Origin of the sequence: Variovorax paradoxus NBRC 15149, from assembly GCF_001591365.1 — a bacterium.
Classification (GTDB): Bacteria; Pseudomonadota; Gammaproteobacteria; order Burkholderiales; family Burkholderiaceae_C; genus Variovorax; species Variovorax paradoxus.
In genome coordinates this window covers 1,837,971-1,858,419 of record NZ_BCUT01000001.1, presented here as the reverse complement: position 1 = coordinate 1,858,419, position 20,449 = coordinate 1,837,971, and the positions used below count along the sequence as shown (strand labels likewise).

Annotated in this window: 18 protein-coding genes; 17 read left to right on the top strand and 1 reads right to left on the bottom strand. The window is 68.7% G+C overall.

The features are described from left to right. Window positions 1-26: 26 nt before the first annotated feature. From VPA02S_RS08780 to VPA02S_RS08755, 6 genes are read left to right on the top strand one after another with little or no spacing between them, the layout of a single operon-like run. Window positions 27-998, top strand: a complete 972-nt coding sequence (locus VPA02S_RS08780; protein ID WP_062363333.1) for a tripartite tricarboxylate transporter substrate binding protein — start codon at window positions 27-29, stop codon at window positions 996-998. A gap of 2 nt (window positions 999-1,000) precedes the next feature. Continuing rightward, window positions 1,001-2,683, top strand: a complete 1,683-nt coding sequence (locus VPA02S_RS08775) for a hydantoinase B/oxoprolinase family protein (protein WP_062363330.1) — start codon at window positions 1,001-1,003, stop codon at window positions 2,681-2,683. Continuing rightward, entirely contained in the window at window positions 2,680-4,734 is a 2,055-nt protein-coding gene (locus VPA02S_RS08770) for a hydantoinase/oxoprolinase family protein (protein ID WP_062363327.1), read from the top strand. Before VPA02S_RS08775 ends, VPA02S_RS08770 begins: the two co-directional genes overlap by 4 nt. Further along, the gene (locus VPA02S_RS08765; RefSeq protein WP_062363325.1) at window positions 4,731-5,345 is read left to right on the top strand and encodes a cysteine hydrolase family protein; all 615 of its coding nucleotides are present in this window, start codon (window positions 4,731-4,733) and stop codon (window positions 5,343-5,345) included. The genes VPA02S_RS08770 and VPA02S_RS08765 overlap by 4 nt, the downstream gene beginning before the upstream one ends. Then, window positions 5,342-6,757, top strand: a complete 1,416-nt coding sequence (locus tag VPA02S_RS08760) for an FAD-dependent oxidoreductase (RefSeq protein ID WP_062363322.1) — start codon at window positions 5,342-5,344, stop codon at window positions 6,755-6,757. Before VPA02S_RS08765 ends, VPA02S_RS08760 begins: the two co-directional genes overlap by 4 nt. Continuing rightward, complete coding sequence (locus VPA02S_RS08755; RefSeq protein WP_062363319.1) at window positions 6,754-7,617, top strand: isocitrate lyase/PEP mutase family protein; 864 nt, start codon at window positions 6,754-6,756, stop codon at window positions 7,615-7,617. The genes VPA02S_RS08760 and VPA02S_RS08755 overlap by 4 nt, the downstream gene beginning before the upstream one ends. 12 nt (window positions 7,618-7,629) lie before the next feature. Here the strand turns inward: VPA02S_RS08755 and VPA02S_RS08750 are convergent, their stop codons facing one another. Then, window positions 7,630-8,514, bottom strand: a complete 885-nt coding sequence (locus VPA02S_RS08750; protein WP_062363317.1) for a LysR family transcriptional regulator — start codon at window positions 8,512-8,514, stop codon at window positions 7,630-7,632. A gap of 130 nt (window positions 8,515-8,644) precedes the next feature. Between VPA02S_RS08750 and VPA02S_RS08745 the strand changes: the two genes are divergently transcribed. From VPA02S_RS08745 to VPA02S_RS08695, 11 genes are all read left to right on the top strand, one after another. Then, window positions 8,645-9,403, top strand: a complete 759-nt coding sequence (locus VPA02S_RS08745; RefSeq protein ID WP_062363314.1) for an SDR family oxidoreductase — start codon at window positions 8,645-8,647, stop codon at window positions 9,401-9,403. Between the two features lie 132 nt (window positions 9,404-9,535). Then, window positions 9,536-10,237 (top strand): TetR/AcrR family transcriptional regulator, encoded by a 702-nt coding sequence (locus tag VPA02S_RS08740; RefSeq protein WP_062363311.1) that lies wholly within the window; start codon window positions 9,536-9,538, stop codon window positions 10,235-10,237. A gap of 60 nt (window positions 10,238-10,297) precedes the next feature. Beyond that, complete coding sequence (locus VPA02S_RS08735; RefSeq protein WP_062363308.1) at window positions 10,298-12,094, top strand: acyl-CoA dehydrogenase C-terminal domain-containing protein; 1,797 nt, start codon at window positions 10,298-10,300, stop codon at window positions 12,092-12,094. 42 nt (window positions 12,095-12,136) lie between these two features. After that, window positions 12,137-12,571, top strand: a complete 435-nt coding sequence (locus VPA02S_RS08730) for a DUF2147 domain-containing protein (RefSeq protein ID WP_062363305.1) — start codon at window positions 12,137-12,139, stop codon at window positions 12,569-12,571. 36 nt (window positions 12,572-12,607) lie between these two features. After that, window positions 12,608-15,031: a 3-hydroxyacyl-CoA dehydrogenase/enoyl-CoA hydratase family protein gene (locus VPA02S_RS08725; RefSeq protein WP_062363301.1), complete on the top strand. Its 2,424-nt coding sequence runs from the start codon at window positions 12,608-12,610 to the stop codon at window positions 15,029-15,031. 63 nt (window positions 15,032-15,094) lie between these two features. After that, on the top strand, window positions 15,095-15,514 hold the full coding sequence (locus VPA02S_RS08720; protein WP_062363298.1) for an endonuclease domain-containing protein: 420 nt from the start codon (window positions 15,095-15,097) through the stop codon (window positions 15,512-15,514). Further along, the gene (locus VPA02S_RS08715; RefSeq protein ID WP_062363295.1) at window positions 15,511-16,713 is read left to right on the top strand and encodes an acetyl-CoA C-acyltransferase; all 1,203 of its coding nucleotides are present in this window, start codon (window positions 15,511-15,513) and stop codon (window positions 16,711-16,713) included. Before VPA02S_RS08720 ends, VPA02S_RS08715 begins: the two co-directional genes overlap by 4 nt. A gap of 167 nt (window positions 16,714-16,880) precedes the next feature. Beyond that, entirely contained in the window at window positions 16,881-17,777 is an 897-nt protein-coding gene (locus tag VPA02S_RS08710; RefSeq protein ID WP_062363292.1) for an alpha/beta hydrolase family protein, read from the top strand. 32 nt (window positions 17,778-17,809) lie between these two features. Next, the gene (locus VPA02S_RS08705; protein WP_062363289.1) at window positions 17,810-18,643 is read left to right on the top strand and encodes an acyl-CoA thioesterase; all 834 of its coding nucleotides are present in this window, start codon (window positions 17,810-17,812) and stop codon (window positions 18,641-18,643) included. Window positions 18,644-18,734: 91 nt separating this feature from the next. Then, window positions 18,735-19,481: an SDR family oxidoreductase gene (locus tag VPA02S_RS08700; RefSeq protein WP_174545055.1), complete on the top strand. Its 747-nt coding sequence runs from the start codon at window positions 18,735-18,737 to the stop codon at window positions 19,479-19,481. A 352-nt stretch (window positions 19,482-19,833) separates the two neighbouring features. Then, on the top strand, window positions 19,834-20,427 hold the full coding sequence (locus VPA02S_RS08695; RefSeq protein WP_062363286.1) for a 2-hydroxychromene-2-carboxylate isomerase: 594 nt from the start codon (window positions 19,834-19,836) through the stop codon (window positions 20,425-20,427). The last annotated feature ends 22 nt before the right edge of the window (window positions 20,428-20,449 follow it).

The following is a 20,449-nucleotide window of genomic DNA, read 5'->3' as shown; positions in this document are numbered from 1 at the left end:
CCTTCATTCCTCACAGGCCCACCACCATGAAACTCCTGCGCCATCTTGCGAGCACATTGCTCCTTGCCTGCCTGCCGCTCGCCGCCGCCGCACAGGCGAACGGCTTTCCGGACAAGCCGATCCGCATCGTCGTGCCGTTCCCGCCGGGCGGCGCCACCGATGCGGCGGCGCGGCTGGTCGCCGTGAAGATGGGCGAGCACTGGGGCCAGCCGGTGGTGGTCGACAACCGCGCGGGCGCGGGCGGCAACGTCGGCTCCGACCTCGTCGCCAAGGCGCCGGCCGACGGCTACACGCTGGTGATGGGCGTGACCGGCTCGCATGCGATCAACACCTCGCTCTACAGCAGGATGCCCTACGACCCGGTGGCCGACTTCGTCGCCATCAGCCAGGTGGCGGTGGTGCCCAACGTGCTGGTGGTGCACCCCTCGGTGCCGGCGAAGAACCTGGCCGAGCTCGTGGCGCTCGCGAAGAAGGAGCCCGGCAAGCTCAACTACGCCTCGCTCGGCAACGGCACGGCCGCGCACCTGGGCATGGAAATGCTCAAGTCCGAGGCCGGCGTCGACATCACGCACGTGCCCTACAAGGGCAGCGCGCCGGCGGTGTCCGACCTGCTCGCGGGGCAGGTGCAGATGATGGTCGACGGCCTGCCCTCGGCACTGCCGCACGTCAAGGCCGGCAAGCTGCGCGCCATCGCGCTCACCAGCCTGCACCGCGCGCCCTCGCTGCCCGGCTTGCCGACCATCGCCGAGACCTACCCGGGCTTCTACGCCGATGCATGGTCGGGGCTGTTCGCGCCCAGGGGCACGCCGCAGCCCGTGGTGGACAAGCTCTCGGCCGAGGTGCAGCGCATCCTGAAGCTGCCCGACGTGCGCGAGAAGCTGACGGCGCTGGGCGCCGAGCCCGTGGGCTCCACCCAGGCCGAATTCACCGCGCACGTGAAGCGCGAGATCGACAAATGGGCCAAGGTCGTCAGGACCAGTGGCGCGAAAGTGGACTGAACATGAACGACACCCTCGACCCCGTCACGCTCGCCGTGCTGCGCGGCCGCCTCGAACAGGTGGCCGACGAGATGGACGCCACGCTCTACCGCAGCGCGTTCAATCCCATCATTGCCGAGGCGCACGACGCCTGCCACGGCCTCTACGACGCCACCACCGGCGACACGCTGGTGCAGGGCAAGTCGGGCCTGCCTGTGTTCGTGGGCGCCATGGCCTTCGCGGTGCGCGCCACGGCGAAGGCGGCCGCGCCGCGCGGCGGCATGAAGGACGGCGACATCTGGATCAGCAACGACGCCTACGACGGCGGCACGCACGCCAACGACTTCAAGCTGGTCAAGCCCTTCTTCCGCAACGGCAAGCTGTATTGCTACATGGCCTCGGCCGCGCACTGGCACGACGTGGGCGGCGCGGTGCCCGGCAACTACAACCCGGCCGCCACCGAATGCTGGCAGGAGGCGGTGCAGATTCCGCCGGTGCGCATCGTGCAGGGCGGCGTGCTCGATGCCGACGTGCTCGCCATCCTGCAGGCCAACACGCGCCTGCCCGACAGTCTCTGGGGCGACCTCAACGGCCAGCTCGCCGCGCTGGAGCTCGGCGCCAAGCGCCTGCACGGCCTGCTCGACGAATACGGCGACGGCCTGGTGCTGAATGCACTCGGCGAGCTGCGCAGCCGTGCGCTGCGCCTCATGCGCGCGCACATCGCCTCGCTGCCCGACGGCCGCTACAGCTTCGAGGACGTGCTCGACAACGACGGCATCGTCAACCAGCCGCTCACCATCGCGCTCGACATGACGGTGGCCGGCGACCGGCTCTCGCTCGACTTCTCGCGCACCTCGCCGCAATGCGCCGGCCCGGTGAACATCTCGCGCGCCACGGCGGTCGCGGCCTGCTACGTCGCGCTCAAGCACCTGTTCCCCGACGTGCCCGCGAACGCCGGCGTGCTCGACGCGGTCGACTTCGTGATTCCCGACAAGCTGGTGATCAGCGCCGAGCGCCCGCGCCCGGTGGGCGGCTACACCGAGACCATCCTGCGCATGATCGACGTGATCTTCAGCGCCGCCGCGCAGGCCGACCCCACGCGCGCCGTGGCGCAGGCCTACGGCACCATCAACGCGCTGTCGATTGCGGGCCACCGCAGCGACAAGGGCCGCGAAGGCCAGCGCTGGGTGATGTTCAGCTTCTTCGGCGGCGGGCATGGCGGCCATTCGGGCGGCGACGGCCTGTCGCACGGCAACGCGCCGATCTCGACCGCGACGATCCCACCACTCGAAATCCTCGAGGCCGCATACCCCGTGCGCTTCACCGAGTGGTCGCTGCGCGCCGATTCGGGCGGCGACGGCCGGCACCGCGGTGGCCTCGGCGCCGTCTACGAGATCGAACTGCTCGAGAAGGACGCCGAGGTGTTCGTCTTCGGCGAGCGCGGCACCTCGCCGCCCAAGGGCATTGCGGGCGGCGGCCCGGGCGCCCTCAACGTGTTCCGCTACGAGAACGCGGGCGAGTGGCACACGCCGCCCATGGTGTCGAAGATGCGCGGCATCCAGCTTGCGCGCGGTGAGCGCGTGCGGCTCGAAACGCCCGGCGGCGGCGGCTGGGGCCGTGCCGCCGAGCGCCCCGCTTCGCAGCGCGAAGCCGATGCCGCGATGGGCTACGTCACCGCCGCTAGCGGCAAGAAAGCATCCGAATGAGCTCCACAAGCAAATCCCTTGTCGTCGGTGTCGATGTCGGCGGCACCTTCACCGACCTGTTCGTGCTCGACGAGGCCAACGGCAGCGCGCGCATCGTCAAGGTGCCCTCCACGCGCGGCGAGGAAGCGCGCGGCTTCATGAACGGCGTGGCGCGCGTGGCCGATTCGGCCGCGGCCATTGCCACCATCGTGCACGGCACCACGGTCGGCACCAATGCGCTGCTCGAACGCAAGGTGGCGCGCACCGGCATCATCACCACGCGCGGTTTCCGTGACGTGCTCGAGATGCGCCGCCGCGACCGGCCCGAGACCTGGGGCCTGCGCGGCAGTTTCGTGCCCGTGGTGCCGCGTCACCTGCGCCGCGAAGTCGACGAGCGCGTGCTGGCCGACGGCACGCTGCACACGCCGGTCGACCTCGACCAGGTGCGCGCCGAGGCGCACTCGCTGCTCGAAGCGGGCTGCGAAGCGGTGTGCGTGTTCTTCATCAACACCTACGCCAACCCCGAGAACGAACGGCTTGCTGTGGCGGCCGTGCGCGAACTCTGGCCCAACCCGCACGTCACCTCGGCCAGCGAGGTGCTGCCCGAGATCCGCGAGTTCGAACGCTGCTCGACCGCCACGCTCAATGCGGCGCTGCAGCCGGTGGTCGGCAGCTACCTCGGCCGCCTCGAAGCCGACCTGCGCGCGCAGGGCTTCGCGGGCGAACTGCTGGTGGTGCAGAGCAACGGCGGCGTGATGTCGCGCCAGACCGCGAGCGACCTGCCCGTGCGCACCGCGCTCTCGGGCCCGGCGGCCGGCGTGATCGCCTGCGCGGCCATCGCGCGCGCGGCGGGTTTCCCGAACGTGATCACCGGCGACATGGGCGGCACCTCGTTCGACGTGTCGCTGGTGGCCAACGGCGAGGCCGCGCTGGCGGCGCAGACCGCCATCGAGTTCGGCATGGTGATCCGCTCGCCGATGATCCAGATCGAGACCATCGGCGCCGGCGGCGGCTCCATCGCTTCCGTGGATGCGAGCGGCATGCTGCAGGTCGGCCCGGAGTCGGCCGGCAGTGTGCCGGGACCGGCGTGCTACGGGCGCGGCAACATGAGGCCGACCGTGACCGATGCGAACGTGCTGCTGGGCCGCATCGCCGCCGACCGGCCGCTGGGCGGCGGGCTGCTTGCGGCGTTGGACGCAGAGAAGTCGCAGCAGGCCATCGAAGAGCACGTTGCACGCCCGCTCGGGCTCGACGTGCATGCGGCTGCGGAAGCCATTCTCACGGTAGCCAATGCACGCATGGCGGGCGCCATTCGCCTCGTGTCGATCGAGCGCGGGCACGATCCGCGCCGCTTTGCCTACATGCCCTTCGGCGGCGGCGGTGCGCTGCATGTGTGCGCGATGATGCGCGAGGTGGGCGTGGCCACCGGCATCGTGCCGCGCTATCCCGGCGTGACCTCCGCCCTTGGCTGCGTGATCGCCGACATGCGGCACGACGCGGTGCAGACCCTCAACAGGCCGCTCGCCGAACTCGACGTGGCCGACCTGCAGCGCCGCATCGACGAACTCTCGGCGGCCTGCCAGCAGCGCCTCGACTCCTCGGGCGTGCGCTTCGACGAAGTGCGCGAGGTGGTCGCGCTCGACATGCTCTATGCGGGCCAGACGCACACGCTGCCCGTGGTGCTGGCCGATGCGGGCCAGGCGCCGGTCACGGCCGCGTCGATCCGCACCGCGTTCGAGGCCGCCTACACGGCCGCCTTCGGCCGCGTGCTCGACGGCATCCCCATCCGCGTGATGAACCTGCGCTATGCGCGCATCGGCGTGCGGCCCAAGTTCGACCTGAAGGTGCTCGCGCCCGAAGGGCAGGGCAGCACCGCGCCGCTGGGCACGCAGCGCGTGTTCCACCACGGCCGGTGGCACGAGGCCGCGCGCCATGCACGGCTCGAACTGCCGGTGGCCGCGCGCATCGAAGGGCCTGCGATCCTCGAGCAGGCCGACACCACCGTGTGGCTCGAACCCGGCTTCCACGCCGAGGTCGACGCGCACGGCAACCTGCTGGTGAGGCTGTCATGAGCGCGGAAACGAAACCTGTTGCGGCGAAGACGGCGCTGCTCATCGTCGACCTGCAGAACGACTTTCTCGACGCCAAGGGCGCCTATGCGCGCGGCGGCGACACCAACCCGCCCGCGCTGCTGCTGCCGGCGCGCGTGGCCGCGGTGGCGCGCGCGCTCAAGGCCGCGGGCGGCCTCGTGGTCGCCAGCCAGTTCACGCTGTGGCCCGACGCGGCCGGCGAGCCGATGGTGTCGCCGCACCTGAAGGCGCTGCGCCCCTACCTGAAGAAGGGCGACTTCGCGCCCGGCAGCTGGGGCCAGGCCAACGTCGATGCGCTGGCCGGGCTGGTCGACGTGGCGGTCAGCAAGGTTGCCTATTCGGCCTTCTTCAACACCCAGCTCGACTGGGTGCTGCGCCGCGCGGGCATCGACACCGTGGCCGTGTGCGGCATCGTGACCAACGGCGGCGTGGCCAGCACGGTGCGCGATGCCCACATGCGCGACTACCGCACGCTGGTGCTGGCCGACGGCTGCGCGGCCTTCGGCGAGGAGCGCCACCAGACCTCGCTGGCCGACATGCGCAACGTGGCCGAGGTGACCGACTGCGCGGCCTTCACCGCTTCGCTCGCATGACGGCAGGCCCTTCGCGCCACATCCGCCGCGCGGCGCAGGTCGAGGCCGATGTGCACGTGCCGGTGGCCATCGTCGGCGGCGGCGCCTGCGGGCTCACGGCCGCGCTGATGCTGGCCGATGCGGGCGTGGACTGCGTGGTGCTCGAGCGCGACGCGCTGCCGAGCGGCTCGACTGCGCTGTCCTCGGGCTTCATCCCCGCGCCCGGCACGCGCACGCAGCGGGCGCATGGCGTCCTGGGCGACAGTGCCGAGCGCTTTGCCGCCGACATCCAGGCCAAGGCGCACGGCCAAGCGGCGCCTGCGCTGGTCGATGCCTATGCAGCTTCCATCGGACCGGCGCTCGATGCGCTGCAGGAGCGGCATGGGCTGCGGTGGATGCTGCTCGACGGCTTTCTCTATCCGGGCCACAGCGTGCATCGCATGCATTCGCTGCCGCAGAAGACCGGCGCGTCGCTGATGGCGGCGCTGCAGGCGGCCGCAGCGGCAGCGGGCATTCCGGTGCTGACACAGGCGCTGGTCGACACGCTGGTGCTCGACGCCGAAGACCGCGTGATCGGCGTCGACTACTCGCGCCCCGATGGCAGCCGCGAAACGCTGGCCTGCGACGCGCTGCTGCTCGCCTGCAACGGTTTCGGCGGCAATCCGGAGATGGTGCGCACGCTGCTGCCCGAGATGGCCGAAGCCAGCTTCGGCGGCCACGCCGGCAACGACGGCAGCGCGATCCTCTGGGGCGAAGCGCTGGGCGCACGCCTGCGCGACCTGGGCGGCTACCAGGGCCATGGCTCGTGGGTCACGCCGCAGGGCGCGCTGATGTCGTGGGCCGTGATGATGGAAGGCGGCGTGCAGCTCAACCGCGAAGGCCGGCGCTTCCACGACGAGACTGAGGGCTACTCGGAAGCCGCCGTGCATGTGCTCGCGCAGCCGGGCGGCATTGCGTGGAACGTGTTCGATGCGCCGCTGCTTGCACTGGCGCGGGGCTTTCCCGACTTCTGCGAGGCCGAAGCGGCAGGTGCGCTGCGCCGCTGCGAATCGGTGGCTGCGCTGGCGGATTGCATCGGCTGCGAGCCTTCGGTGCTGCAAGCCACGCTCGACGCCATGCGCGCCCGCACGCCACCGCCCGATGGCCGCGTGTTCGCACGCGCACTCCAGGCGCCGTACTTCGCAGTCAAGGTCACGGGCGCCTTGTTCCACACCCAGGGTGGCCTCGACACCGCGCCCGACATGCGCGTGCTGCGGCAGGACGGCACGCCCTTCGCCAACCTGTTTGCCGCCGGTGGCGCGGCGGGCGGCGTCTCGGGCGATGCGGTGTGGGGCTATCTTTCCGGCAACGGCCTGCTGAGCGCGGTGGCCGGCGGCTACATCGCGGCGCGCACGGCGGCCGCACTGATCCCATCGACGAAAGCGTCCCAATGACGAACCCCTCCTTCAAGACCCGGCTCGCGCGCAAGGACATCGTGCTCGCGCCCGGCGTGTACGACGCGCTCAGCGCGCTGGTGGCCGAGCAGGCCGGCTTCGAGGCGCTGTACCTCTCGGGCGCCTCCATCGCCTACACGCGCCTGGGCCGCTCCGACATCGGCCTCACCACCTTCACCGAGGTGGAGGACACGCTCGCGCGCATCACCGAACGCGTGCGCCTGCCCGTGATCGTCGATGCCGACACCGGCTTCGGCAACGCGCTCAACACCCAGCGCACCGTGCGCGGCTTCGAGCGTGCGGGCGCGGCGATGGTGCAGATCGAGGACCAGACCTTTCCCAAGCGCTGCGGCCACCTCGACGGCAAGGCCGTGGTGCCCGAGCGCGAGATGGTCGGCAAGCTCAAGGCCGCGCTCGACGCGCGCACCTCGAGCAACACGCTGATCCTCGCGCGCACCGATGCGGTGGCGGTCGAAGGGCTGGAAGCCGCGCTCGATCGCGCCGAGGCGTACCTGGCCTGCGGCGTCGATGCGCTCTTCATCGAGGCGCTGCGCTCGCCCGAGCAGATGGACGCCGCCTGCCGGCGCTTCGGCGACCGCGTGCCGCTGCTGGCCAACATGGTCGAAGGCGGCAAGACGCCGATCCAGGACGCCGATGCGCTGCAGGCCCATGGCTTTCGCATCGCGATCTTTCCGGGCGGCACGGCGCGCGCCGTGGTGCACACGCTGCAGGGCTACTACGCGAGCCTGCACCGGCACCGCACCACGCAGCCGTGGCGGCCACAGATGCTGGACTTCGATGCGCTCAACGAGGTGATCGGCACGCCGGAGCTGATGCGCACCGGCCAGAAGTACGACTGACCCGCTGCGTCTTCAACGCAGCACGCGGATCAGTTCGTCGTACACCAGCCGCACGCGCGCGGGCACCGGCGCACGCTGCGGGCGGTAGACGTGGATCGGCCAGGGCTCGGGCGCCTCGGCCTCCAGCACGGGCAGCATCGCGCCGGTGCGCAGCCACGGCTCGGCCAGCGGCCCGATCAGTTGCCCGAAGCCCACGCCCGCGAGCACAGCGGCGCATTCGGCATCGATGCTGTCGGTCACGAAGGCGGGCGAGGACACCGTCACCACCCGCCGCCTGCTGAAGGTCCACGGCCAGGGGCGGCCCGAGCTGCGGTCGATCAGCGCGGTGAGCGGCAGCGCCGCAAGCGCATCGAGGCCCTGCGGGCGGCCCACTCTTTCGATGAGCGCCGGCGCCGCCACCACATGCAGCGCCATCTTGCCGACGGCGCGTGCCACGAAGCGCGCGTCGCGCATCGGCCCCACGCGCACGCCGATGTCGATCTGCTCGTCGACCACGTCGGCATGCTGCTCCGACAGGCGCAGGTCGAGCACCAGCCCGGGGTGCGCCGCCAGCAGCGGCGCCAGCGCCTGCGGGATGAGCCGGGCGTACACGTGCGGCGCCGTGACCCGCACCGTGCCCGCATGCTGCGACAGCGTGCGCCGGTCGATCTGGTGGAACAGCTCGTCGACGCTGCCCACCGCCACGCGGGCACGCTCGGCCAGCTGCCGGCCGAAGTCGGTGAGCTGCACGCCGCGCGTGCTGCGGTGGAACAGCGGCTCGCCCAGTTCTTCTTCCAGCTCGCGAACCGCGCGCGTCACGACCTGCGGCGAGACGGACAGGCGCGCGGCGGCCTCGCGGAAGTTGGCGGCAGCGGCGGCGGTGCAGAACACGCGCAGGGCTTCAAGACGGTTGGCCATGGTGGTGCTTTCAAGAGGCGGTGTGTTCCAGATTGAGGAATTGTGAACTCGCAAGAGTTTCATTTACGGGAACGCATGGATTTTCCACACTGCATGCACTTCTTCTTCCACACACCCGAAAGGAATTCCCATGGCATCCGTTCAAGACAACATCCAAGGCAAGGTCGCCATCGTCACCGGCGCGAGCAGCGGGCTCGGCGAATCGACCGCGCGCCACCTGGCCGCGCGCGGCGCCAAGGTGGTGCTCGCGGCGCGCCGCACCGACCGGCTCGACAAGGTGGTCGCCGAGATCCGCGAGGCCGGCGGCGAGGCCATCGCCGTGGCCACCGACGTGGCGAAGCGCGCCGATCTCGACAAGCTCGCGGCCGCCACCGTCGAGGCCTTCGGCCGCATCGACGTGCTGGTCAACAACGCGGGCGTGATGCCGTTGTCGCCACTCGAGAAGCTCAAGGTCGACGAGTGGGACCGCACCATCGACGTCAACATCAAGGGCGTGCTCTACGGCATTGCCGCGGTGCTGCCGCGCATGCAGGCTCAAGGCAGCGGCCACATCGTCAACGTGGCGTCGATCGCGGGGCTCAAGGTGTTCACGCCGATCGGCACGGTCTACAGCGCAACCAAGCATGCGGTGCGCGCGATCTCCGAAGGGCTGCGCGTCGAAATGGGCAACAGCGGCGTGCGCGTGACCATCGTCTCGCCCGGCGCGGTGGAGTCGGAGCTGAAGTTCGGCAGCACCGACGCCGAGAGCGCGGCCGGCGTGAAGGCGTTCTACGAGGCCAACCAGATTCCCGCCGATTCGGTGGCGCGCGCGGTGGTCTATGCCGTGGAGCAGCCGGCGGACGTGGACATCAACGAGGTGGTGCTTCGGCCGGTCTCGCAGGAGTTCTGATCCGGGGAGGGCGGGGCATGGCGGCCCCGCTTCCCGCCCATTAACCTTCAACCACGGAAGGTCATTGACAGCCAAAAGTGCAAAGCCCCTGCAAAATAGAACGACCGTTCGTTTTATTCCGGAGCTTCCACGATGCCTGTCAATGCCGTTCCCGCCAAACCGGCCCGCGCTGCCCAGAAGGGCCAGCAGACCAAGGCCGTGATCGTCGACGCGGCGCTGGCGCTGGCGGCGCAGATCGGGCTCGAGGGCCTGTCGATCGGCGCGGTGGCCGAGCTCACCAAGATGAGCAAGTCGGGCGTGTTCGCCCATTTCGGCTCGCGCGAGGAACTGCAGATTTCCGTGGTGCGCGAGTATCACGCACGTTTCGAGCAGGAAGTGTTTTTTCCCGCGCTCGAGGCGCCGCGCGGCCTGCCGCGCCTGCGCGCCATGTTCGCCAACTGGATGAAGCGCACCTCGGCCGAGATCGACTCGGGCTGCATCTACATCAGCGGCGCTTCCGAATTCGACGACCGTCCCGGCCCGGTGCGCGATGCGCTGGTGGAGTCGGTCAGCATCTGGCAGGCGGCCGTGCTGCGCGCCATCGTGCAGGCCAAGAGCGAAGGCCATCTGCGCGCCGATGCCGACGAGCGGCAGCTGGCCTTCGAGATCCACGGCCTGATCCTCGCGCTGCACTACGAAGCGCGCTTCCTGCAGGTGCCGGGCTCCATCGGCCGCGCGAACGTCGGCTTCGACAACATCCTTGCGCGCAGCGCCACGCCCGATGCGCCGCCCGCCGAAGCCGCGGCATCGGCGGCCAAGCCCGCGGCCTCCCGCCGGCTCAAGCCGGTGCGCTGAGCGGCCCCTTTTTCGCTTTCTTTCTTTTTCCCTTTCAGTTTTCGACCAGGAGAGTCCCGGATGCCCAGCTACAACCCACCCGTACGCGACATGCAGTTCGTGCTGCACGAAGTGCTCAACGTCGCCGAGGAACTCAAGGCGCTTCCGGCCCATGCCGAGACCGATGCCGACACCATCAACGCGGTGATCGAGGAGGCCGGCAAGTTTGCCGCCGAAGTCACGTTCCCGCTCAACATCAGCGGCGACGAAGAGGGCTGCACGCTCGACAAGGCCACGCATGAAGTGAAGACGCCCAAGGGCTTCAAGGACGCCTACGCCAAGTACGTCGAAGGCGGCTGGCCCGCGCTGTCGTGCGACCCGGCCTTCGGCGGCCAGGGCCTGCCCTTCGTGGTGAACCAGTGCCTGTTCGAGATGCTCAACAGCGCCAACCAGGCCTGGACCATGTACCCGGGCCTCTCGCACGGCGCCTACGAAGCGCTGGTGGCCCACGGCACCGAAGAGCAGAAGAAGACCTACCTGCCCAAGCTCACGAGCGGCGAATGGACCGGCACCATGTGCCTGACCGAGCCGCACTGCGGCACCGACCTGGGCCTCTTGCGCACCAAGGCCGAGCCGCAGGCCGACGGCAGCTACCGCATCACCGGCAGCAAGATCTTCATCTCGGCCGGCGAGCACGACATGGCCGACAACATCATCCACCTGGTGCTGGCCCGCCTGCCCGATGCGCCCAAGGGCAGCAAGGGCATCAGCCTGTTCGTGGTGCCCAAGTACAAGGTCAAGGCCGACGGCTCGCTCGGCGAGCGCAACCCGATCTTCTGCGCGGGCCTCGAGCACAAGATGGGCATCCACGGCAACGCCACCGCGCAGATCGTGATCGAAGGCGCCACCGGTTCGCTGGTGGGCGAGCCCAACAAGGGCCTGCAGGCCATGTTCGTGATGATGAACGCCGCGCGCCTGGGCGTGGGCAACCAGTCGCTCGGCCTGACCGAGGTGGCCTACCAGAATGCGCTGGCCTACGCCAAGGACCGCATCCAGATGCGCTCGCTCTCGGGCGTGAAGGCCAAGGACAAGGAAGCCGACCCCATCATCGTGCACCCCGACGTGCGCAAGATGCTGCTCACCGCCAAGGCCTACGCCGAAGGCGGCCGCGCACTGCAGATCTTCTGCACGATGCTGCTAGACAAGGAGCACCACCACCCGGACGAGAAGGTGCGCAAGGACTCGGGCGAACTGGTGGCGCTGCTCACGCCCATCGTCAAGGCCTTCATCACCGACAACGGCCACATCGCGACCAACGCCTGCATGCAGGTGTTCGGCGGCCACGGCTTCATCAAGGAATGGGGCATGGAGCAGTTCGTGCGGGACAACCGCATCAACATGATCTACGAAGGCACCAACACCATCCAGTCGCTGGACCTCTTGGGCCGCAAGGTGCTGGGCAACAACGGCGCCTCGCTCAAGAAGTTCGGCAAGCTGGTTGCGAAGCTGGTGGAGGAAGAGGGCGTGAACGAGAAGATGGCCGAGTTCATCAACCCGATCGCGGGCCTGGGCGACCAGCTCACCAAGTTCACCACCGAGATCGGCTTCAAGGGTTTCCAGAACCCCGACGAAGTGGGCGCCGCCGCGGTCGACTACCTGCGCGTGGCCGGCCACTTCGTGTTCGGCTACCTGTTCGCGCGCATGGCGCAGGTCGCGCTGCGCCAGATCGCGTCGGGCAACACCGATCCGTTCTACGTTGCCAAGCTGCAGACCGCGCGCTTCTACTTCGCCAAGCTGTTCCCCGAAACCGCGACGCTGATGCGCACTGCACGCGCCGGCAGCAAGGTGCTGATGGACACCGACGCGGCGCTGGCCTGAGGCCGTCGTCCCTTCTTCTCATCGTCCGACCCGGAGCCGTTCATGAAATCGACGCTTGCAGCCATCGTTCTTGCCGCCACATCCTTCACGGCCATGGCCCAGAACACGCCCGTGGGCCTGTGGCGCAACGTCGACGACAAGACCGGCGAAGCCAAGGCCGAGATCCGCATCGGCGAAGCGAACGGCGCGCTCATCGGCCGCATCGAGAAGTCGCTCAAGAAGGACAGCAAGCCCGATGCGATCTGCGATGAATGCAGCGACGACCGCAAGGGCAAGCCCATCACCGGGCTCGACATCATCCGCGGTGGCAAGAAGGCCGAAGGCAAGGACGTCTGGGAAGGCGGAAAGATCCTCGACCCCGAGAACGGCAAGGAATACCGCGCGAGCTTCACGCCGATCGACGGTGGAAAAAAGCTCGAGGTCCGTGGCTACCTCGGCCCTTTCTGGCGCACCCAGACCTGGAACCGTGTCCAGTAGACCGCCGCGTTTTCAATCCAAGAAATACCAATCAACATGTCCCGATTCCAAGTGAAGAAAGTCGCCGTGCTCGGCGCCGGCGTGATGGGTGCGCAGATTGCGGCCCACCTCGTCAATGTGCGCGTGCCTGTGGTGCTGTTCGATCTGGCCGCGAAGGACGCGACCGGAGCTGTCGCTCAAGGTGCAGCAAAGAACGGCATCGTCTCGCGCGCCATCGACAACCTCAAGAAGCTCAAGCCCGCGCCGCTCGGCGACGTGGCCGATGCGGTGCTCATCGAGCAGGCCAACTATGAGGACGACCTCGCCAAGCTCGGCGAGTGCGACCTCGTTATCGAAGCCATTGCCGAGCGCATGGACTGGAAGCTCGACCTGTACAAGAAGATCGCGCCGCACGTCGCCAAGCATTCGATCCTGGCCTCGAACACCTCGGGCCTGTCGATCACCAAGCTCAGCGAGGCGCTGCCTGAAGCGCTGAAGCCGCGCTTCTGCGGCATTCACTTCTTCAACCCGCCGCGCTACATGTTCCTGGTGGAGCTGATCAACACGCCCACCACCGAGCCGCAGGTGCTCGACGACCTCGAGGCCTTCGTCACCAGCACGCTCGGCAAGGGCGTGGTGCGCGCGCACGACACGCCCAACTTCATTGCCAACCGCGTCGGCATCGCCGGCATGCTGGCCACGCTGAAGGAGGTCGAGAAGTTCGGCCTCACGCCCGACGTGGTGGACGATCTCACGGGCAAGAAGCTGGGCCGCGCGAGCTCGGGTACCTTCCGCACGGCCGACGTGGTGGGCCTGGACACCATGGCCCATGTCGTGAAGACGCTGCAGGACAACCTGAACGCCGAGACCGATCCGTTCTATGCCAACTTTTCGACGCCGGCGGTGCTCGCCAAGCTGCTCGAACTCGGCAACCTGGGCCAGAAGACCAAGGCCGGCTTCTTCAAGAAGGTGGGCCGCGACATCCTGCGCTTCGACCTGCAGAGCGGCGAGTACGTGCCCGCCGGCGCGAAGGCCGACGAGGTGTACGGCCGCATGCTCAAGAAGCCTGCGGGCGAACGCCTGAAGCTCTTGCGCGAGAGCGAAGGGCCGCAGGGGCAGTTCCTCTGGGCCATCCTGCGCGACGGCTTCCACTACGCCGCGGTGCACCTGGCCGACATTGCCGAGAGCGCGCGCGACATCGACCTTGCGATGCGCTGGGGCTTCGGCATGAAGCAGGGGCCGTTCGAGCTGTGGCAGGAGGCAGGATGGGCGCAGGTCGCCAAGTGGGTGCAGGAAGACATCGATGCCGGCAAGGCGCTGAGCACGGCGCCGCTGCCCCAGTGGGTGTTCGAAGGCGCCGTGGCCAAGGCCGGCGGCGTGCACACGCCTGAAGGCTCGTGGAGCGCATCGCAGGGCCAGTTCGTGCCGCAGCGCAAGCTGCCGGTGCACGACCGCCAGCTGTTCCCGGAGAGCGTGCTCGGCGCGAACGCAGCCGATGCCAACACCGCCGGCACGACGATCACCGACGAAGGCGATGTGCGCGTGTGGACGCTCGACGGCGAAGTGCTGATTGCCAGCATCCATTCGAAGATGCACGCCATCAGCCCCGACGTGGCCGAGGCGCTGGGCGCCGCGGTCGAGCTCGCAGAGGCTGAATACAAGGGCCTGGTGATCTGGTCGCCCGACGAGATGTTCTCGGTCGGCGCCGACCTGCAGGCGATGCTGCCGGCCTTCGTGGTCGCGGGCATCGGCGCGGTCGAAGGCGCGGAAGAAGAGCTGCAGAACGTGATGCTCAAGATCCGCTACGCGAGCGTGCCGGTGGTCTCCGCCGTGCGCGGCATGGCGCTGGGCGGCGGCTGCGAGCTGGCTGTGTACTCGGCCAGGCGCGTGGCCGCGATGGAAAGCTACATCGGCCTGGTCGAAGTGGGCGTGGGCCTGATCCCCGGCGCGGGCGGCCTGACCTACATTGCGCGCCGCGCGGCCGAGAACGCATCGGCCTCCACAGGCACCGACCTGCTGCCCTTCCTGACCGAAGGCTTCACGGCCGCCGCGATGGCCAAGGTCGGCACCGGCGCGCTCGATTCGAAGAAGCTTGGCTACCTGCTGGACAGCGACATCATCGTGCCGAACAAGGACGAGCTGCTCTACGTGGCGCTGCAGCAGGCCAGGGCCATGGCCGACGCCGGCTACCGCGCGCCGCTGCGCCGCAGCTTCCGCGTGGCGGGCCGAAGCGGCGCCGCGACGATCAAGGGCCAGCTCGTGAACATGCGCGACGGCGGCTTCATCAGCGCGCACGATTTCCACATCGCGAGCCTGATCGCGAACGTGGTGACCGGCGGCGACGTGGACGCAGGCTCGCTCGTGACCGAGGAATACCTGATGGCGCTGGAACGCAAGGCGTTCTGCTCGCTGATCGTGCACCCGAAGACGCAGGAGCGGATCATGGGGATGCTGAGCACGGGGAAGCCGGTGCGCAACTGACCTGCATTTCTCCTTCCCCCTCCGGGGGAAGGCAGGGATGGGGGCCACCTCCAACCAAGCACGATGCGAAATCAGTCCACGCCCAACGCTCGCGCAAACGCGCAGGTGCTTCGCCGCGAGATGACCGATTCGGAGCGAAAGCTCTGGGGTGGACTGCGCGCTGAGCAACTGGGCGTGAAATTTCGGCGCCAGCATCCGCTGGGCAATTACATCGCTGATTTCGCGTGCCTTGCGCCCAAGCTGATCGTCGAACTCGACGGATCGCAGCACCAGCTGCAGCAGGGCTACGACGCGCGACGTGAGGCATTCTTCCGCGCGCAGGGTTTCGATGTGCTGCGCTTTGCATCGAACGATCCGTTCACCAATCTTGATGGGGTTCGCCAGGCGATTGCCAGCCGGCTTGCCGAATTGACGCCGCCGGCCCCCATCCCAACCTTCCCCCGGCGGGGGAAGGAGCAAGAAAATCCAGGAGCTTCTTCATGAGCAGCAAACAAGTCCAAGACGCCTACATCGTCTCCGCCACCCGCACCCCCATCGGCAAGTCGCACCGCGGCTACTTCCGCAACTACCGGCCCGACGACCTGCTCGCGACCACGCTCAAGGCGGCGCTTGCCGCAGTGCCGGGCCTGGACCCCAAGGCCATCGAGGACATCATCTGCGGCTGCGCGATTCCCGAATCGCAGCAGGGCCTGAACGTCGCGCGCATCGGCGCGGTGCTTGCGGGCCTGCCGACCAGCATCGGCGGCATCACCGTGAACCGCTTCTGCGCATCGGGCCTGTCGGCGGTGCAGATGGCTGCGGACCGCATCCGCGTGGGCGAGGCCGACGTGATGATCGCGGCGGGCGTCGAGAGCATGAGCATGGTGCCGATGATGGGCAACTCGCCGTCGCTGTCGCCTTCCATCTTCGAGCGCGAGGGCGATGTCGGCATTGCCTACGGCATGGGCCTCACGGCCGAGAAGGTGGCGCAGCAGTGGAAAGTGAGCCGCGAGGCGCAGGACGAATTCGCGCTCGCCTCGCACCAGAAGGCGCTGGCCGCGCAGAAGGCCGGCAAATTCGCCGACGAGATCACGCCGATCGAGGTGACCGACCGCACGCCGGACCTTGAAGCCGGCGAATCGATCGCGAAGACCCGCACCGTGAACCTCGACGAAGGCGCGCGCCCCGACACCAGCCTCGCAGGCCTGGCCAAGCTGCGCACTGTGTTCGCCGCGCGCGGCACCGTCACGGCGGGCAACAGCTCGCAGACTTCCGACGGCGCAGGCGCGCTGATCCTCGCGAGCGAGAAGGCCGTGAAGCAGTACGGCCTCACGCCGCTCGCGCGCTTCGTGAGCTTTGCGAGCAAGGGCGTGCCGCCGCACATCATGGGCATCGGCCCGATCGAGGCCATTCCGGCCGCGCTGCGCTATGCCGGCCTCAAGCACGAGGACATCGACTGGTTCGAGCTCAACGAAGCCTTCGCGGCGCAATCGCTCGCGGTGATCAACACGCTGGGGCTCGACCCGAGCAAGGTCAACCCGATGGGCGGCGCCATTGCGCTCGGCCATCCGCTCGGCGCGACCGGCGCGATCCGCGCGGCCACGGTGGTGCATGCGCTGCGGCGCGAGAACCTGAAGTACGGCATGGTCACGATGTGCGTAGGCATGGGGCAGGGCGCCGCAGGCATCTTCGAACGCGTCTAGCGGCGGCTACTGCGCGGGCGATCTGCGGCGTTGCGGGGCCCGTCGGGAAATCCTCACGACCCTGAAGGTCGCTCCGGTTTCCCGCCACCCGCGCCTTGCATCTCATCCCGCTCGCTACGCCGGCAAGGTTGCGGTCGATGGTTCAAGAAAACGAAGGAGACAACTTCATGCAGACGCAGCAGATCCCGGTCGACAACGGCGTGCAAGTGGCCGTCCGCCGCTACGAGCCCGCGGGCGCACCGCGCGCCAGCATCGTGATCGGCGGCGCGATGGGCGTGCGCCAGTCGTTCTACGAACCCTTCGCGCAGTGGCTCGCGCAGCAGGGCTTGCGCGTCTGGACCTTCGACTACCGCGGCTCGGGCGATTCGCGCAACGGCGCCTCGCTGCGTGGCTTCGAGGCCGACCTGTTCGACTGGGCGCGCGACTACGAAGCGGTGATCGACGCCGCCAAGGCCGCGCTGCCCGAACAGCCGCTCTATCTTCTCGGCCACAGCCTCGGCGCACAGCTGCCGGGTTTCCTGCAGCGGCCCGGGCAGGTCGACGGCCTCGTCAGCATTGCGGCCGGCAGCGGCTACTGGCGTGAGAACGCGCCGAAGCTCAAGCGCAGCATCCTCTATTTCTGGTTCGTGCTCGTGCCGCTGGCCACGCGGCTGTGCGGCTACTTTCCGGGCCGCCGGCTGAAGAAGGTGGGCGACCTGCCGCGCGGCGTGATCCTGCAGTGGCGGCGCTGGTGCCTCCACCCGCGCTACAGCGTGGGCGCCGAAGGCGACCTGGCGCGGCAGAGCTACGGGCGCGTGCGCTTCCCGGTGCTTGCGCTGTCGATCACCGACGACGAGCTCATGACGCTCGCCGGCACCGAAAGCCTGCTGAGCTTCTATGCCGGCGCGCCGCGCGCCATGGAGCGCATTGCACCGGCCGACGTGCAGGCACGGCGCATCGGGCACTTCGGCTTCTTCCGCGAACAGTTCAGCCAGAGCCTGTGGCCGAGCACGGTCGACAAGCTGCACCGGCTGGCCGCGCTTACCGCAGTGCAGCAAGCCGGCGTCCCGCACACGACTGCGTGACGCCACCCACCGGAGGCACACTGCAAATCATCATGAGCATGCAACACCCCTTCGACAAGGCCCTGGCCCTGCAGCACAGCGACATCCGCGTGGGCCACTTCACCGGCGCCACGAGTCCGGACTACTGGAACATGGTCGGCCCCTTCGGCGGCGCCACCGCGGCCATTGCGCTGCAGTCGGTGATGCAGCATCCGGATGTGCTGGGCACGCCGATCGCGCTGACCGTCAACTTTGCGGCCGCGCTGGAGGCCCGCGCATTCGACGTGCAGGCCACGGCGGTGCGCACCAACCGCTCGACCCAGCACTGGACCGTGCAGATCACGCAGCCTGGCGCCAGCGGTGCGCCGAACATGACCACCACCGCCACCGTCGTGACGGCCGCGCGCCGCGAGACCTGGGGCCAGAGCGACCTGCCGATGCCCGAGGCGCCCAGGCCCGAGACGGTCGAGCGCCTGAGCGTCGGCCCGTCCGGCGTGGCCTGGCTCGACCAGTACGAGATGCGCCTGTTCAGCGGCAGCATTCCTTCGAAGTGGGACGAGAGCCTGCATCACAGCGAAAGCCGGCTCTGGCTGCGCGACGCGCGGGCGCGGCCGCTGGACTTTGCCTCGCTGGCCGCGATGAGCGACGTGTTCTATCCGCGCGTCTGGCTGCGCCGCGCCAGGCATGTGCCGGCCGGCACGGTGTCGATCACCACGTATTTCCATGCCGGCCCGGCGCAGCTGGCCGAGGTCGGCACGGGCTACCTGCTGGGCCGCGCGGTGGGGCAGCAGTTCTTCAACGGCTTCTTCGACCAGAAGGCGCATCTGTGGAGCGAGCAGGGCGTGCTGCTCGCCACCTCGAACCAGATCGTCTACTACAAGGAGTGAATATGACCCCCACGTTCGGCACTTCGTGTCCTCTCTGCCTCCCGAGGGGGCGCTCGCTTGCTTGGGGCGGCCCGGCGCGGCGCTCGTGACCATGGCACTCACCAAAGCCGCGCTCATCGTCGGCGCCGGCGACGCCACCGGCGGCGCCATCGCGCGCCGTTTCGCGCGCGAAGGCTATGCCGCCTGCGTCACGCGCCGCAGCCTCGACAAGCTGCAGCCGCTGGTCGCGCAGATCGAGGCCGCGGGCGGCCGTGCCCACGCCTTTGCGTGCGACGCTCGCAAGGAAGAGGAAGTGGTGGCGCTCGTCGAGCAGATCGAATCGACGATCGGGCCGATCGAGGTGATGGTGTTCAACATCGGTGCCAACGTGCCCGAGAGCATCCTGGCCGAGACCGCGCGCAAGTATTTCAAGGTGTGGGAGATGGCCTGCTTCTCGGGCTTTCTGAACGGACGCGAGGTGGCCAGGCGCATGGTGGCGCGCGAGATGCCGAAGAGCGGGCACCGCGGCACGATCATCTTCACGGGCGCCACGGCGTCGCTGCGCGGCGCGGCCAACTTCGGCGCCTTCTCGGGCGCGAAGATGGCGCTGCGCGCGCTGGCCCAGTCGATGGCGCGCGAACTCGGGCCAGAAGGCATTCACGTCGCGCACGTGGTGGTCGATGGCGCCATCGACACCGAGTTCATCCGCAGCAATTTTCCCGAGCGCTATGCGCTGAAGCAGAGCGACGGCATCCTGAACCCCGAGCACATCGCCGACAGCTACTGGATGCTGCACTCGCAGCCGCGCGACGCCTGGACGCACGAGCTCGATCTGCGGCCTTGGTCGGAGAAGTTCTGAGATGATTTCGGGCGCTTCGATTCATCGAGTTGGATGTCGTTCAGGGCGCGCTCCCGCCGACGGGGTACGCGGCGAAGCGAATGTCCCCCGGCCTGCGGCCTCCTCCTTGATTTCGCTGCGCAAGGCACCCCATCAGCGGGAGCGTTATGCGGAGCGGTCGTTGATCAGTGGTACACCACGAGCGTGCCCAGTGCACAGGGCATCGGGTGCTCCCCGCAGCGAAATCAAGGGGGAGGCCGTAGGCCGGAGGACATTCGCGGAGGGGAGTACCCGGTGGCCTGTGCACACGCCCTGAACAACGGCGTCCCGAACAACAGCGCCAAAAACGAGCGCACCCCATAAGGAGATCCCAATGACAAAGACCGTCGAGTTCTATTTCGACTTCGGCAGCCCCGCCGCCTACCTCGCCGCCACGCAGCTGCCGCACGTCTGCGCCGACACCGGCGCCGAGTTGGTGTGGAAGCCCATGCTGCTGGGCGGCGTGTTCCAGGCCACCGGCAACCGGTCGCCGGCCGAGGTCGTGCCCAAGGCGCCGTACATGACCATCGACCTGCAGCGCTTTGCCAGACGCTACGGCGTGCCCTTCGTGCACAACCCGCACTTTCCCATCAACACGCTGCTGCTGATGCGCGGCGCGACAGGCCTCCAGATGAAGGAGCCGGCACGCTTCGGCGCGTATGTCGATGCCGTCTTCCACGCGATGTGGGTCGAGCCGAAGAACATGAACGACCCCGCCACCGTCGGCGCCGTGCTTCAGAATGCGGGCTTCGACGCCACCGCCTTGCTCGCGCTGGCCGGCACGCAGGAAGTGAAGGACCGCCTGAAGGCCGTCACGCAGGAAGCGGTGGCGCGCGGCGTGTTCGGCGCGCCCACCATGTTCGTCGGCGACCAGATGTTCTGGGGCCAGGACCGCCTGGATTTTGTGCGCGAAGCCCTCGACGCCTGACCACTGCGCCACCCTCCAGACA